Raw genomic sequence first — 14,214 nt, forward strand, 5'->3', positions numbered from 1 at the left:
TAATCCAAGGCGGTAAATCCTGATATTTGATCAGTTGTTGCCTGGTTGCTCGGGATTTTTGCTGTGGTTATTGCTTTTTTTCTTTTTGCTCTAGAAGTAGGTTATCTATTTTGGCCTCTACATTACCCATTACTTTTTCCAAAGTACTAGCTCGAACACTCTCGATCATCGTAAGGACTTCATCTTTTGTGAAGGTTCACTCTTCTCTGTCTAGGTTTGGCGGGTTGTCAGCTAGATTCCTTTTAACTTTGAGCCACAAGTTTGCCGAAGTGGGGGATGGGGTTTTCAAAACCAACGATGGCATTATCGAGGGTGACGCTCTCGATGATGCCTGAGTGCTAGGAGTGGTAACCCTAAGCGTAACTGGCAACGTTTCAGCTAGAAGCGTTAGTCCGGTCATAAAAGTTACCGCTGCACCCTAAGACTCTGATTTTTTGACAACCCAAAATAACCTGCCTGAAATCGCTGATGGCGGTGGTGAGGCACAGGTCGAATCTCGGTAGTAGGTTCAGGGAGCCGCTGATGTTTTCCGCATGAAAAGCAGCATGACAGAAATTCCTAGGGAATTATGCCCTGTAAGCGATTTATGGAAAAAATTCATATAGCATTTTTTCTTTACCCAAAGTGAATACAAAAAAATCACTCTCTTTGAATTTATGTTCTTTGATGAGCTGTTGTTTTACGGTGTTAAATTTTTCCGTGTCGATAAAGAACAGGGCAGTGATATAATCTGAATCGATCAAGTTCTTTTTTTCAGAAAGCTGTACAATATCGTCGTAGCAGCTTCTTTCCTTTCCTCCTAATCTTTCTTTCAACATACATTGTGTCAGTAAATAGGTACGCATGGTTTTTTTTCATAGAGGATTTTAAGGGTGTCAATTCCCTCTCTATAGCGCTTTTCGCCGATCAGACTATGGGCATACATATATAAAATATTGGTATTTTCGGGGTGCTTATTTCGGATCGTGTTAATTTTTGTGAGGATTTCAGTACTCTGCTTGGAATCTGCCACTGCCAGTTTTTCCACTAAATCTGCTACCTCAGAGGTAGGACTGTTTTTAATTGAAAGAGGTTGGGGATAGGAATTTGTATCGCTGCATAGAAGAAAAAACAGTGCCATGACTCTGAAAGGGTATAATATTATTTTCATACTAAACCTGCTTGAATTTATTCAGTGAAATATAGTGTGTTGCTTTCTTGGGGATTGGCGCTAGCGAACCGGTATGTCCTGTGTTTAAAAAATATCCTGTTTCTATTTTTAATACGGGCTGGATGTTTTTGCTTGCTTTAAGAGTGAATTAAGTACCTCCAATAAGAATTTCATTCTGCGTGAGAGCAAAAGCTTTATCCTTTGAATCTAAAACGTACTTTTTATTGTCGATATTATTTTCAACTGTGCACCAGGGTTTAATTACGCCTGAACCATAAGCTCTGGCTGCGTTACATAACATCGATGCAGATAAAAATAGTTTTTTCCCCTCTTTACCATCGCTTTCCGTTACAGTCAGAAGCAAAGTATAAGATGCATGTAAAGCTCCGACCCCTTCGAGAGCCAGGTAACCTAAAGTCGAAAACCTAAATGATTTTGTTGTCATGATATCCTCCGTGATAAATCGATATAGCACTTTGCGTTCCTTCCCAGAACGCCAATCGGCTGAAACGCCGAGGTTTGCTCTATTATAATTCAGGCGATTTGGCTGTTAAGTAATCGATGTTTATTGAATATTAACTTCTACTGCTATTGCGCAAAAATTTCAGCTGCAGATTAGATAATCATAATGATCAGAGTGCTGTGTCGATATGCCGAGTTGTTGTGACTTTGCAGTCGATCACGCATTTATGACCGGATCATCGAATCTACGTCAAAACCCTTAAGGTTTTTCTTTGGCAATGTCGAGGAATAGAATCGCTGCGTTAGAGTCGTTGAATTTTTCTTTTAAAAAGCCACTTCACTGACTTCCCAGCGTAAAAAGTCGTTGAATAGACCCACGAGTAAGACCCGTCTTAATTTTCCACTATCCTTCACCCTCTTTTAGTAATGCTTTGCTGCTGGTTAATTCATTATTCACGCTCTAACCATCTGTTTTTATGAAATTAAAAACCAACACCGAGTTAAATAATAGGTTTTGACAATTAATGTCTTCTATTTGATTGGTATTTATTTTGTGAAGGGCTCTTTCTGCTCAGTAAAGTGCCTCAAACAGGACTTTATACATTTTCTGAACGGTGTTTACAGTAATAATGAAAGGGCAAGGATGAGAAACCTCACTGTATTGACGGCCGGCATATTGCCTCGGCGTTGGCCAGCACTAATATGCTCGCTTCCCCTCCTTTTACTCGCGGATGCCAAGGCAACGTCTTATGACGAGCTGATCTTGCGAGCGCGGGACGGAGACACTGCCGAGTTGATGGCCTATTTTGTGGATGAATCGCAGCGCCATCCACTGAGCAGTAGTCAGATTGCGGATTGGTTACAGGTCGCGAGCTGGCAACAAGATAATGATACGGTGCTTTTGGTATGGCAGCGCTATGGTACAGAGTCGGCACTTCCGGCCAGAGCCTTTGCTGCAGTGGCGTCGGCAGAGCGTAATTTGCACCATTGGCCTAAGGCCATTGCATATTGGCAGCAAGCGCTTAAGCGTGCCCCTAATGAGATTGATTACCTCTCTGCGCTCTCCATGACGGAAGCCGATGCTGGGCAATTTACCGCAGCCAGTGAAACGGCAGAGCAGATTAATCATTTGGGTAAAACGACTGACTACCGATTAACACTTGCTTACCTGCGTTTACGTGAACGAAAAAACGCAGAGGCTTTACTGTTACTGACTCAGGCAGAGCAACGTGATCCTGATGATCAACGTATACAGCGGCAACTTAGCGAACTTTATGCAATGAATCGTCTTTCCCGCCCCGCGCTACAGGCCGCGCAAACTTTATTACTGCCTACGCAAAGATTAAGAGAAATACAACTTGATAGCGCTGCGGAGCTAGTACGCAATGCACTGATCCAGACTGACGATTTGCGAACCCGTTTTGATACTGCAGACCGAGCATTGGCCCTCTATCGCCAACTCAGCACAGCGTGGCAAGGGGTGGCCGATGCCCAACGCTCGTTGCAGCGTTTACGTTATGATCGCTTAGGGGCGTTGGTCGCACGCGAAGACTATAGTCAAGTTATTGAGGAATATCATCGATTGCTGGAGGCTAGGGCATCGTTACCTGACTATGTAAAACCCTGGATCGCGACGGCATTATTGGCATGTAAGCAACCACGTCAAGCATTAAGCGTATTATCGTCGATTCCGGTTCCTATTTCGCGGCAAGATGATGATCGTTTTTCAACCGAGTTTTACGCACTTTTGGAAAGCGGTCAGTATCACCTGGCCGGAGAAGCGTTAACCGCGCGCGCGGCGCATACCCCGTGGAAAACTCAGGTATGGGGATTACCACTGCAACAACCCAATGATAGTTGGCTTAGCTTACAGTCTTTGAAGACTGATTACCTCGTCGATACTCAAGATCTTATCGGGGCACAGCAGTTAAGTCAGCGATTAGCGACCAGTGCCCCAGGTAATCAGGGGCTTGCTATTCAATATGCTAGGGTACTTTCTGCACGGGGAGCTGATCGCCATGCTGAGAGAATACTTAAGCGTGCTGAAAGTCTTATGCCTGATAATATTTCATTGGAAACAGAGCAAGCTTATGTTGCGGGTAACCTGCAAGAGTGGCAGCAAATGGACCTGTTAACGGATGATCTTGTTGCCCGTTCGGCGAGTTCACCGGTTATCCAAGAATTAGAGGCGTTTCGACGAATTCAACATAGTTGGGAGCTGCAAGTAGGGGTAAATCACGGCCTCCACTCTAATAGCCCGGTAACGGGAAGTCGAGACATCGCCACGTCAAGTCGACTCTATACTCCGCCAATCGCGACTAACTTTCGACTTTTTAGTGGCTATCAATTCGAACAGAGCCATTTTGAAGAGGGTAAAAAATATGCCTCGACCCCTTCAATTGGTATCGAATGGCGCGAACGAGACTATCAGGTGGAAATGGAGGTCAATCATCAACAGGTTTCAGGAAGAACACATACTGGTTTTCAGCTAGCAGGCTGGCACGACGTTGATGACCACTGGCGTATCACCGGCCACGCAGCACGTTTCTCAACTCAAGCGCCCTTACGTGCACGCGCCAACCACGCCGCCGATGATGCGGGCCTTGGGCTTGAATGGCGGCAAAATGAACGACGCGAGTACCTTTTCTCACTTAGCCCCACTCACTTTTCTGATGGAAACCACCGTATTGAATATCAGCTGTCAGGTAAAGAACGGCTATGGACTGCACCGAGAGTCGTGTTCGATTTTACCCCGGAACTGAGTGGCAGCCAAAATAGTCGGCAAAACGTCGCCTATTACAGTCCTAAAAACGATCTCTCTGTAATCCCTGCTTTGACGCTAACCCATCAGATTAGTCAGCACTATGGGCGAGTGTGGCGCCAGCAACTAAGCTTTGGTAGTGGTATTTATCAACAGCATGGGCAGGCAACAGGTTCAACGACACAAATCAGTTACGGTCATGAAATAGAATGGAATAGACGTTTGACTACAGGGCTGACTTTACACTGGGGCCGTCAGCCTTGGGATGGTCAGTATGAGAATACGCTCTCTGCACAGCTTGATATGACGCTGAGGTTTTAAGGATGAAAAAGTTAACTGATTGGGCTTTATCGCTGGTTTTTAGCCTACTGGTCACCTCACATGTTGCTCTGGCTGCTTCGGTCCCCTTCGCACCGCCATCCGAACGCGGGCATCCTTTATCTCAACAGTCATGGCCGACCAACAGTTTTCTCACTATTGCGTACCACGATGTCGAAGATGGTGGGGCGGACCAACGTTATCTGGCAGTCAGAACGAGTGCGCTGATAGAGCAGATGAATTGGCTTCGTGATAATGGCTATCAGCCAGTGAGTGTTCAACAAATTATTGAGGCACATCAGCATAAGCGTACGCTCCCCCCTAAAGCTATTTTGCTCAGTTTTGACGATGGCTATAGTAGTTTCTACACGCGAGTTTGGCCGGTGCTTAAAGCCTGGAATTGGCCTGCACTTTGGGCGCCGGTCGGAAGTTGGGTCGATGCACCTGATCATCAACCGATCGATTTTGGGGGTCTCTCTACCGCAAGGGAGAAATTTGCAACGTGGCAGATGGTGAAAGAAGTCAGTGATTCAGGCTTGGTCGAGATTGGTTCTCATACTTGGAACGCTCACTTTGGCATTCCAGCCAATCCACAAGGCAGCCTAGAGCCGGCCATGACGAGTCGCTATTACGATTCTAAAGCGAAACACTACGAGACGACCACGCAGTTTCAGCAGCGTATCAGTGCCGATATTAAAAAAATTACCGATAAATTAACACAGGTTACCGGTAAGTCACCGCGGGTGCTGGTTTGGCCCTATGGCGCAGATAACGGTGCTAGCTTAGCTTTGGCGCAGCAACAGGGTTATGAGATGGCCTTCACGTTAAACGATGGACTGGGTAATGCCAGTAATGTGATGAGTCTGCCTCGGGTACTGATTTCAGGAAATCCTTCCTTACAAAGCTTTGTGACAGAGATTGCGCAGACTGGCGACAGAGCACCGGTCAGGATGATCCATGTGGATCTGGATTACGTGTATGATCCTAACCCGCTACAACAACAGAAGAATATCGATCAACTGATTCAACGAGTCGCTGATCTACGGGTGACGCACGTATTTTTACAGGCTTTTGCCGATCCGAAAGGCGATGGTCTCGTCAAATCGCTCTATTTTCCGAATCGCCATCTTCCAGTCCGAGCGGATCTGTTTAATTTTGTCTCGTGGCAGTTACAGAATAGGGCGAATGTCAAAGTCTTCGCTTGGATGCCGGTGCTCGCCTTTGATTTGGATAAAAATCTTCCTCGAGTAGAAGGGGAGAAAGGGCACTCTACAGAACAGGGCGTGTATCAACGTCTCTCACCTTGGAGCCCTGCAGCGAGAAAGCAGATAACAGAGATTTATCAAGATCTGGCAATTAATGCCACTTTCAGCGGGATTTTATTCCACGATGATGCCGTGCTCTCGGACTATGAAGACAGCAGTCCGCAAGCGATAAAAGCTTACCAAGAGGCAGGGTTCTCTTTATCAATGAGTGACATCCGTCAGTCGCCGGAAGCGTTATCTCGCTGGAGTGCTTATAAAAGCCAAGTGCTGATCGATTTTACCCAGCAACTGATGCATGCCGTCAGAAAAATACGGGGACCACAGATCGAATCGGCGAGGAACCTCTATGCCCAGCCGGTCCTTAACCCAGAGAGTGAGCAGTGGACGGCACAGAATCTCGCACTATTTATCAAGAACTATCGCTGGACGGTGCCGATGGCGATGCCTGAAATGGAAAATATTCCTGCCGCTGAACAAGCTCAATGGCTTAAGCAAGTGGTGGCACGTATCAAGCAAATACCAGGGGGGCTCGATAAGACCATTATTGAATTACAGAGTGTCGATTGGCGGCATCCCGATGCGGCGCAATCGATAAATGATCGGCAGCTTGTTCAATGGATTGAAGCCTTGCAGTTACATGGTGTGCGCAATTATGGCTACTACCCAGATAATTTTTTAATGAATAAACCGGCACTCTCGACTATTCGTCCTTATATCTCATCGGCTTGGTATCCTGCTCATGACTGATCGCATTCTTACATTCACTATTCTTTGCTTAGTGTTGAGCTTTCCATTGGGATTCGCGGCAACCTTCACTGGCGAAATTATGCTCAACTTCGTCTTTCTGTGGCCACTGTTTATGGCGGCATTATGGATCACAGGTGGTATTTACTTTTGGTTTCACCGTGAACGGTACTGGTCTCAAATACCGGAAATTGGGAATGAGGAAGGCCTCACTTCACCGCTTATCTCATTGCTGATCCCTTGTTATAACGAAGGGCCGAATGTTCGAGAAACCGTGGAGGCAGCGTTGCAACAGCGTTACTCTAATCTAGAGGTTATCGCGATAAATGACGGCTCTTCCGATAATACTGGAGATATTTTGACTCAGTTGGCAAGAGAGTATCCTAAGTTACGGGTAATTCATCTGGCTGAAAACCAAGGTAAAGCTGTTGCCTTACGCACTGGTGCTGCCGCGGCGAGAAGTGATTTTTTAGTCTGTATTGATGGCGATGCACTGCCTGACCCCAATATGGCAGCATTTTTGGTTGCGCCGCTGATCACCTACCCTCGAGTCGGTGCGGTAACGGGTAATCCGCGGATTCGAACCCGCTCAACATTAGTGGGGAGGATTCAGGTCGGTGAGTTCTCATCAATTATTGGTTTGATCAAACGAACGCAGCGAATTTATGGACATGTCTTTACGGTCTCTGGTGTGATTACCGCCTTTCGCCGAACCGCGTTAGAAGAGGTCGGATACTGGAGCCCGGAAATGATTACTGAGGACATCGATATTAGCTGGAAGCTCCAATTACAGCACTGGTCGATCTTCTTTGAGCCACGGGCTATTTGTTGGATCTTAATGCCAGAAACAATTAAAGGCCTGTGGAAACAGCGGTTACGCTGGGCACAAGGTGGGGCCGAAGTCTTTGTTAAAAATATGAAAAATATTTGGTCTTTTGAACACAAACGTATGTGGGTATTGCTAGGGGAATTTATGCTTTCCACCCTATGGGCATTCTCCTATGCCATGAGTGTTTTGCTTTTTGTGGTTGGGCTATTCATAACTTTGCCGAGTAATCTACAGGTTGAAACGCTATTTCCTCCACATTTCACCGGCATTACATTGGCAGTCGTGTGTTTATTCCAGTTTATCGTCAGTATTATTATCGAACACCGTTATGAAAAGAAAATTTTCCAGTCACTATTCTGGGTGGTATGGTTCCCTGTTGTGTATTGGATGTTGAGTCTATTTACTACATTAGTGGCCTTTCCTAAAGTAATGTTGAAAAAACAACAGCAACGTGCGCGGTGGAGCCATTCAGACCGAGGGATCGAGAGGACATCAAAATGAATTCGCAACCTATTATTATTACCGAGCCTCGTCTCTCAATCAGGATAATCGATGGTCTATTAACGCTTATCGCTTGGGGGGGATTTCTTTATCTCATTATCCATGAATGTCAGCAATTATTTTCTGGGCAATATCAGCCAGAACTTTCTCCTGCGATCACACTACTCAATTATTTTTTATTCGCTCTTATTTATGTTTTGCTCTTTATTTTATGGGCGAAATACAATCAGTTATTTTTTAGCAGAGAGAGAAGGAGAAGAAAGGGCATGCCTAATCAAGAGAAATTGGCAAAGAGCTTTGCTATAAGTATTGTTGAATTAGATAAATTGGGAAGTCATAAAGTGATAAAAGTGTTTCACTCACCTTCTGGAGAGATCACGCAAAGTGAAATAATCATGCTCTCAGCAGAGCTGTGAGAGAAACAATCTAGCTGAGCATCCTCATAATATAAACCGACATAATGAAGATGGGTCAATCCATCAATTGATGGCACTGGTAGCGGTTAAATGATAAAATCTTCTCATATGGTTCTAAAGGCTATTAAGCGAAAAAATAGTGAAATTTATCAGTAGGTTTTTGATTTTTATCTCTCTTTTTATATCCCACTTTGCTTTGTCGACCACTGGAGACAGAGAAATGCAAGTCTCTACGAATAAGATAGTTGAGGGAATATTAAGTTTCTCCCATTGGCCGAAGATTGAAGGACAACCCTTGCTTTGTGTATCAAAGCAGGCAAACTTTTTTAATATAGAGAAGGCCGCGAGGGACCCCGTATTCAGAGTGGTTGCTATCAGTAATCCCACTGAATTTCTATCAGCAGGATGCGATGCTATTTATTTTGGCCGAGAATCGGTTAAAGAACAGAACGATATTATCAACTCTCTCACAGGTAAAAATATTCTCACGATTAGCGAAAATAATGCCGATTGTATTGCAGGCGCTGCTTTTTGTCTAATCAGACGACAACAGCTATTTAAATTTTCGGTCAACTTAGATTCACTGAGTCGCTCTGGTGTCAGAGTTAATTCAGATGTCCTATTATTATCCAAAGATGGGGATAATTAAAATGCTCCATCTGAAAAGCAAATCGAAAAGTTCAATTAGAAAGAAAATTAGAAAAGTGAGTTTACTCAATTCACTTCTAAATCTATTTGCCTGTTGGGTTTTATTATTTTCGACGGCAATATATTTTATAAAAGATTACGAACAACGTAATATGGATTTGCTTTCGACCAGTTTAAGCAGCAGTTTAACCGCTGCAACTGTTTTTGAAGATAGCTATAATGCTAGTCGTAAAATCAATGCGTTAGGTCATCAGAAAATGTTTGACGCCGCGGTACTTTATGCAAAAGATGGCCATGTTATTGCTCGTTGGAAAGATAGCCAACAGGTGTCATATTTCTGGAATTATCTTCATAGCTGGCTCTACCCAAATAAAAAGAAAATCGAGATTATTCACGATCAGCAGGTGGTAGGCTGGTTATTTATTGTCGGGAATGATACTTATTTATTTAATTTCGTTCTCTACTCAGTGTTAATTTTAACGATTGGAATGGTGTTGATATTTATATTCTCTTTCGTATTAAGTTCTATTATGTACAGAAAGATCTTGGTTGCAATGAATCAAATCACGACAAAGATAAATCATGTCATCCATACCAAAGATTTCACAAAGCGTTTACCAGATAATTCATTAAAAGAGTTTCAGAATTTTTCCGACAATGTTAATAGTCTTATTAATGAAATAGAAAGACTTAATGGCGATCTAGTCCATGAAAATAAATCATTAGCCATAAAAGCTTACCGAGATTCACTGACCGGACTTGATAATCGTGCGGCGTTCATCAGTCAGTTACAGTTTATGTTGAGTGAGAATGGCCCTTGCCCTTCTTTTTATATCTTATTTATGGATGGGAATAAGTTTAAGAAAATTAATGACACATGGGGGCATGCCGCAGGCGATAAGGTACTACAGGAAGTGGGTAATAGATTGAAAACCTTGGTAAAAGGTGAGGATTGTGTTGCTCGATTGGGCGGTGATGAGTTCGCAATGATTCTTTCTAAAATGGAGAGCGATCATCAAGTGGAGACCTTTATTTCGGGGCTACATGAGAGATTCCAGTCGCCAATAGAGATTGCTGACGGTCAAACCGTTTCTTTCTCGTTGACTATCGGTTTCACCTTGGCAAATAAGGATGAAGAAGTCAGTGACATATTATTGAGAGCAGATTCTCATATGTATCGGAACAAAAAAACGGAAAGGTAAATGATATGCGAGTTATATTGATAGGATTTTCTCTAGCTCTGACATTGTTATTGTCAGGATGCCAAACTGATGGGCCTTTTAACGCGGTGCAAAAAAAAACGTTGCAACAGCAAGGATTTCAGTACTTAGGTTCTCGTTGGGTATTGGGACTTAACGATAAAATTTTATTCGGAATTGAGCAATATAAACTCACCCCGGAGAGTCGTCAAAAAATTACTTCAATCGCCAATAATTTGAAAAGAGTCGGTATTTCCCATGTGGCGATTAATGGCCATACTGATAATTATGGCAAGGCCGACTATAACCAGCAGCTTTCTTATCTCCGTGCAAGAAGCGTCGCACAGGTATGGATGAGCAGCACTGGCGACGACACGAATCATATCTTGGTGAATGGTTACGGAATGTCTAAACCGATAGCGGATAACAAGACGGCCCAGGGCAGAGCGATGAACCGTCGTGTTGCGATTGTGGTAGAGGCCCCCTGATGGGGAAGAGGGGATAAAGTGTCCCCTCGAATAACACTATCCTAATGTTCTTTACCTGGGACCCAACGCTGGGTGGATGAAACCGTCTTTACACAAGGGGTAGGGGAAACCCGTTCGATAAGCAGGCCAAATGTCGTCATACCAAATCAAATCTGATTGCCTTCGCCTTCCTCACCGCCGAAGCAGCAAATATCGTCGGTATAAATCGAGATTGGGGCGAATCCGGTCTCAACGAAAGTATGGTTTTGATGGCTGACAGCAGGATTTCCCCCAAACGAGATAACCCTATACAGCAGATCAGCATCAAAAGTGTGTTTAAAAAAGGCTCTGCTTTATCGGGATCTCCGACAGTTATCCCTATATGTTCAATACCTCCGACCATAACAATGGCCTTTTTTAAAGACTTTCTAGCAAGGCTAGCATAAGGAGGTATGATCTGCGTAACAAGGCGGAACATTGTTGGATACTGGTAAGGCGAGAAATTTTTTACAATAGAGGGAAGGTATAACAGGGGGCTGACGCGTTTATTATTCCCTCCATAGTGAAGGGAATAAGGGTTAATGCAATTATTAGTGTCGAACTGGCCAGTTTATCGCGGGAAGTTTACGCGGCAGAACGCCAGCAAATAGTTCACCTTGGAATGCTTTAACGCCTGCTAGACGTAGCCACGACCACTCTTCAACTTGCGTGATACCTGAAGCGATAACTTGGATTTCAAGCGATGAGCATATTTTAATAATAGATTGATTGATCGCTTGTTTTGGTCCATTTTTATGGACATCACGTAGTATATCACTGTCAACCATCACTAATTCTGGCTGAATACGGGTCAGTAGCAACAGTCCAGCCATGCCAGCACCAAAATTGTCGATAGCAAGACGGATTCCAGCGCGCTTTAACTTCATTATCTCGGCGTTAAAGGTCTCATCTTCGTTCACAACGCTATCTTCATCAATTGAGATAACGATCTGTTGCGGTACAAAATCATTAGCTTCGATGGCGGTTAGGAGAAAATTCACTGCTTCAGGGTTTTTGACCAAGGTCATTGGCAGCAGTTTCAGTACCAATGTGTAGTCATTTAGACCTAAGCTTTTAGCCATTTCTAAAGCGGTCTGCTTGGACACGAGATCAACTTCATAAATCTCATCGCGTTGCAGGCCTGCGAAAAATTTCAGTGGTGACTGGCCATCCGCGGCCCGCATCTTAGCTTCATAGCTTAAAATTTTGCGACAGCTAGGGTTGATGACCGGTTGGAAACCGAAGGTGTAGGGCAATCCCTCGCTATGCTCGGCGACCACCTCAGATTGTTCGTTCAGCTCGAACTGCCACTGCTCGCTTTCACTTAATTCAAGATAACTGGCTTTATTTTCACACTCTACGAAGGTCTTAATAAATTGTAATGTCCGGTCATCGTAGGTGAGTTTAAATTTCGATGTGGCGCGAGCGAGCACCGCATCAAGCACAGCGGATTTTTCATAGTTTCGCAAATCGAATAATTCCATTCCGGTATTTCCGAAATGGCGTTCAACTGAGTAGTCGCGGAGTAATTCCGTCAAAGAGAAGTGTCGCGAGTCTTCACAAATTACGCGATAAATCGTCTCAACTTCCTCTTCGGGTCCTTCAAGCAATTGTAAAAAATGCTCACCATCAAACAATAATATCCCTGTTACTGCAGTTTCAGCATTGCGTTGGTTAGCCTTTTCAATAAACTTTTTCACTTCAGGTTCTGAAGTATTTTTACCGATATGACTTCTATAGATGATGGTCGTAAGCATTTATTATCCTAATGAAGGATGTTAATTAGTTAGCACTCTAACAAATTTTTTGCGAATAAGATAATGATCGGTAAAATTAATCAATAGCTTACCCATACAGAGTCTTATTCAACCTGATGTTGAGGCGCAAAAGTGTCTGCTCCAAACCGTAATTGTAGTGTGATTTTTTATCTTGCGCAAAATGTGTGAAGTGAGTTTTCGCTAATGTATAAGATTGCGTAACAAATCTTTAAAATTGCCGGTTTTATCGCCAAAAAAACGTTTTTTTTAAACCTTTATGTAACATTTGTCCTGAAACTAGATTCGGCAATCAGACGCCTTATGGTATAGTTTCGGCCATTATAATTGCCTATTACTGATTTAATCATGTTGCAAGCCCTCAACCTCAGCTGTTACCGCGATGAACGTGTCTTGTTTAAAGAATTAACTTTTACGCTCTCTGCGGGTGAAATCATGCAGATAGAAGGGGAGAATGGCGTGGGAAAAACCACCTTACTGCGTTTATTGACGGGGTTGAGCCGGCCAGATGAAGGCTCTATCCTTTGGAATGAATGCTCCATTCTTAAACCCTGTGAAGGATGGCCGCAACAGATGATCTATTTGGCTCATCTCCCCGGTATTAAGCAGGTCTTGACGGCCTATGAAAATCTTTGTTTCTACCATCCTAATGCTACCCGTGAGGCTATCTATCAGGCCTTGGAAGAGGTCGAGTTAACCGGTTACGAAGACACGCCAGTGGCAAATTTCTCGGCAGGGCAACAACGGCGCGTGGCGCTGGCACGCTTATGGTTAACCGATGCGACACTTTGGATTCTTGATGAACCACTCACCGCCATCGATAAGTGGGGCGTAAAGAGGCTGAATGACAAATTTACCGAACACTTGGCACAACATGGCATTATCGTGTTAACCACGCACCAAGACCTCCCCGAGTCGACTCAGCCGATCCGAAAACTTCGCTTAAGGGGAGAGGTAGAATAATGCAACGTATTCTCTTACGTGAGCTTAAAATAGCTTTCCGTCATCGCGCTGAAGTGATTAATCCACTGTGGTTTTTTTTAATTATCGTAACGCTTTTCCCATTAGGAATCGGTCCCGAGAGCACCTTGTTAGCTCGAATCGCACCAGGAATCGTATGGGTGGCAGCACTATTGGCCTCATTATTGGGGTTGGAGAGGATGTTTCGCGATGATTACCTCGATGGCTCGTTAGAACAATTGCTATTGCTGCCGATCCCCTTACCCATGGTGGTCTTAGCGAAGGTTTTTGCACATTGGCTGACGAGTGGTCTCCCCCTGATAATCCTGTCGCCATTGGCCTCATTATTTTTGTCATTGAATTTTACCGGCTGGTGGGGGCTGGTACTCACCTTATTATTGGGGACGATCACCTTCAGCTTCTTAGGCGCAATTGGCGTTGCCTTAACGGTGGGCCTACGGCGTGGCGGGGTATTACTGAGCCTTCTGGTCCTCCCTTTGGCGATTCCTATTCTTATTTTTGCAAGCAGCGCAGTAGACGCTGCCAGTCAAGGTCTAGCGATTTCGGGCTATCTGGCTATTTTGGCCGCCATGTTGATAGTCAGTGTAGTATTAGCGCCTTTTGCGATTGCCGCGGCGTTACGGGTAAGTTTGCAGTAAAAAATAACAAAATTATAAAGT

12 protein-coding genes are annotated in these 14,214 nt (G+C 44.2%); 9 read left to right on the forward strand and 3 right to left on the reverse strand.

Features of this window, described 5'->3' with window-relative positions:
- Positions 1–584: 584 nt before the first annotated feature.
- Both MKR94_RS13920 and MKR94_RS13925 read right to left on the reverse strand, forming a co-directional pair.
- Complete coding sequence (locus MKR94_RS13920; RefSeq protein WP_241647482.1) at positions 585–845, reverse strand: hypothetical protein; 261 nt, start codon at positions 843–845, stop codon at positions 585–587.
- Positions 846–1,298: 453 nt separating this feature from the next.
- Complete coding sequence (locus MKR94_RS13925; protein ID WP_241647483.1) at positions 1,299–1,595, reverse strand: hypothetical protein; 297 nt, start codon at positions 1,593–1,595, stop codon at positions 1,299–1,301.
- Positions 1,596–2,255: 660 nt separating this feature from the next.
- On the opposite strand from MKR94_RS13925, the gene pgaA reads away from it, so the two are divergent.
- The 7 genes from pgaA to yfiB all read left to right on the forward strand — a co-directional run bounded on the left by pgaA (position 2,256) and on the right by yfiB (position 10,781).
- On the forward strand, positions 2,256–4,694 hold the full coding sequence (gene pgaA / locus MKR94_RS13930; protein ID WP_241647484.1) for a poly-beta-1,6 N-acetyl-D-glucosamine export porin PgaA: 2,439 nt from the start codon (positions 2,256–2,258) through the stop codon (positions 4,692–4,694).
- Positions 4,695–4,696: 2 nt separating this feature from the next.
- A complete protein-coding gene (gene pgaB / locus MKR94_RS13935; protein ID WP_241647485.1) occupies positions 4,697–6,703 on the forward strand; it encodes a poly-beta-1,6-N-acetyl-D-glucosamine N-deacetylase PgaB in 2,007 nt (668 codons plus the stop codon).
- Entirely contained in the window at positions 6,696–8,030 is a 1,335-nt protein-coding gene (gene pgaC, locus MKR94_RS13940) for a poly-beta-1,6-N-acetyl-D-glucosamine synthase (RefSeq protein ID WP_241647486.1), read from the forward strand. Before pgaB ends, pgaC begins: the two co-directional genes overlap by 8 nt.
- Positions 8,027–8,446, forward strand: coding sequence for a poly-beta-1,6-N-acetyl-D-glucosamine biosynthesis protein PgaD (gene pgaD / locus MKR94_RS13945; RefSeq protein WP_241647487.1), 420 nt, complete (start codon positions 8,027–8,029; stop codon positions 8,444–8,446). The genes pgaC and pgaD overlap by 4 nt, the downstream gene beginning before the upstream one ends.
- Before the next feature lie 220 nt (positions 8,447–8,666).
- Positions 8,667–9,095, forward strand: a complete 429-nt coding sequence (gene yfiR / locus MKR94_RS13950; protein ID WP_241647488.1) for a regulatory sequestration protein YfiR — start codon at positions 8,667–8,669, stop codon at positions 9,093–9,095.
- Between the two features lies 1 nt (position 9,096).
- The gene (gene dgcN / locus MKR94_RS13955; RefSeq protein WP_241647489.1) at positions 9,097–10,296 is read left to right on the forward strand and encodes a diguanylate cyclase DgcN/YfiN; all 1,200 of its coding nucleotides are present in this window, start codon (positions 9,097–9,099) and stop codon (positions 10,294–10,296) included.
- A gap of 5 nt (positions 10,297–10,301) precedes the next feature.
- Positions 10,302–10,781 carry an outer membrane lipoprotein YfiB gene (gene yfiB, locus MKR94_RS13960; RefSeq protein WP_241647490.1) on the forward strand — a complete coding sequence of 160 codons (480 nt, stop codon included), beginning with the start codon at positions 10,302–10,304 and terminating at the stop codon, positions 10,779–10,781.
- A gap of 569 nt (positions 10,782–11,350) precedes the next feature.
- Here the strand turns inward: yfiB and MKR94_RS13965 are convergent.
- Positions 11,351–12,556 carry a diguanylate phosphodiesterase gene (locus MKR94_RS13965; protein ID WP_241647491.1) on the reverse strand — a complete coding sequence of 402 codons (1,206 nt, stop codon included), beginning with the start codon at positions 12,554–12,556 and terminating at the stop codon, positions 11,351–11,353.
- 366 nt (positions 12,557–12,922) lie between these two features.
- Between MKR94_RS13965 and ccmA the strand changes: the two genes are divergently transcribed.
- Positions 12,923–13,537, forward strand: a complete 615-nt coding sequence (ccmA, locus tag MKR94_RS13970) for a cytochrome c biogenesis heme-transporting ATPase CcmA (RefSeq protein WP_241647492.1) — start codon at positions 12,923–12,925, stop codon at positions 13,535–13,537.
- A complete protein-coding gene (gene ccmB, locus MKR94_RS13975) occupies positions 13,537–14,193 on the forward strand; it encodes a heme exporter protein CcmB (protein ID WP_277755677.1) in 657 nt (218 codons plus the stop codon). The genes ccmA and ccmB overlap by 1 nt, the downstream gene beginning before the upstream one ends.
- Positions 14,194–14,214: the final 21 nt, after the last annotated feature.

The sequence above is a fragment of the Rosenbergiella metrosideri genome (genome assembly GCF_022602565.1).
Taxonomy (GTDB): domain Bacteria; phylum Pseudomonadota; class Gammaproteobacteria; order Enterobacterales; family Enterobacteriaceae; genus Rosenbergiella; species Rosenbergiella metrosideri.

Bases quoted from the DNA above. Each gene is read 5' to 3' on its own strand.
- yfiR (WP_241647488.1), top strand. From the start codon at position 8,667: ATGCAAGTCTCTACGAATAAGATAGTTGAGGGAATATTAAGTTTCTCC.
- dgcN (WP_241647489.1), top strand. From the start codon at position 9,097: ATGCTCCATCTGAAAAGCAAATCGAAAAGTTCAATTAGAAAGAAAATT.
- pgaC (WP_241647486.1), top strand. From the start codon at position 6,696: ATGACTGATCGCATTCTTACATTCACTATTCTTTGCTTAGTGTTGAGC.
- pgaA (WP_241647484.1), top strand. From the start codon at position 2,256: ATGAGAAACCTCACTGTATTGACGGCCGGCATATTGCCTCGGCGTTGG.
- MKR94_RS13925 (WP_241647483.1), bottom strand. From the start codon at position 1,595: ATGACAACAAAATCATTTAGGTTTTCGACTTTAGGTTACCTGGCTCTC.
- pgaB (WP_241647485.1), top strand. From the start codon at position 4,697: ATGAAAAAGTTAACTGATTGGGCTTTATCGCTGGTTTTTAGCCTACTG.
- pgaD (WP_241647487.1), top strand. From the start codon at position 8,027: ATGAATTCGCAACCTATTATTATTACCGAGCCTCGTCTCTCAATCAGG.
- ccmA (WP_241647492.1), top strand. From the start codon at position 12,923: ATGTTGCAAGCCCTCAACCTCAGCTGTTACCGCGATGAACGTGTCTTG.
- yfiB (WP_241647490.1), top strand. From the start codon at position 10,302: ATGCGAGTTATATTGATAGGATTTTCTCTAGCTCTGACATTGTTATTG.
- MKR94_RS13965 (WP_241647491.1), bottom strand. From the start codon at position 12,556: ATGCTTACGACCATCATCTATAGAAGTCATATCGGTAAAAATACTTCA.
- ccmB (WP_277755677.1), top strand. From the start codon at position 13,537: ATGCAACGTATTCTCTTACGTGAGCTTAAAATAGCTTTCCGTCATCGC.
- MKR94_RS13920 (WP_241647482.1), bottom strand. From the start codon at position 845: ATGCGTACCTATTTACTGACACAATGTATGTTGAAAGAAAGATTAGGA.